1 protein-coding gene is annotated in these 940 nt (G+C 74.1%); it reads right to left on the reverse strand.

Annotated elements, in window-relative coordinates:
* A partial coding sequence (locus LPA54_RS33025; protein WP_228984430.1) for a nitronate monooxygenase occupies nucleotides 1-940 on the reverse strand: 940 nt, incomplete at both ends.

Raw genomic sequence — 940 nt, forward strand, 5'->3', positions numbered from 1 at the left:
GCGGAAGACCAGCGCCATGCGCCGCCGCGGCGACTGCCGGGCACGGAGCAGCTGGTCCGGGTCGCGGCGGGTGAAGTACTCCTCCACGTCCGCCCACACGTCCTCGAGCGGCCGCCGGAACACCTGCCGCTCCAGCTGCCCGCGCGCCTCCTCGGGCAGCGCCTCCACACCGTCGTACGCCTTGTACAGCTCGTAGAGCTTCTTGGCGCGCATCGGGAACAAGGTGCCCTTCTTCAGCACCTGCAGTTCCACGCCGAGTTCGAACATGTCGGCCGCCGGCGCCATCTCGAAGTCCGCGAGCCCCGCCCCCGCCAGCAGCCGGCGTGCCGCGTCCGACGTGCCCGACTCCAGGCAGGACTGGTGGACGGAGCCGACGACGACGTAGTCGGCGCCCAGCGCGAACGCGGCGGCCGCGGCACGCGGCGTGCCGATGCCTCCCGCGGCGCCCAGACCGATCCGCTGCCCGTACCCCAGCTCCCGCTGGACGGTGTCGCGCACCCGGAGCAGCCCCGGGAACAGGGCGGTCAGCGGACGCCGGTCGGTGTGGCCGCCGGAGTCGGCCTCGGCGGTGACGTCGTCGGCCATCGGGACCCGCCGCGCCAGTTCCGCCTGTTCGGCGGTGATCAGCCCGCGTGCGACCAGGTCCGCGGTGATCGCCTCGGGCGCCGGGCGCATGAACCGCTCGGCGACCTCGGCGCGCGAGACCTTCGCGACGATCCGGTGGCCCACGTGCACCCGGCCGTCGGGGGTGCGGCTCAGCCCGGCGACGCGGTAGCGCACCACGTGCGGGGTGAGGTCCATGAACGCGGAGGCCTCCACGCACCGCACCCGGTGCCGCAGCAGCAGTTCCACGCCCTCGCGTTCCAGGGCGTCCTCGCTCGGGCTGTGGATCAGGTTGACCGCGTACGGCAGGGCGGGGATCTCCGCGGCGAAGCGGGTC

The sequence above is a fragment of the Streptomyces sp. DH12 genome, from assembly GCF_020873895.1.
GTDB lineage: Bacteria > Actinomycetota > Actinomycetes > Streptomycetales > Streptomycetaceae > Streptomyces.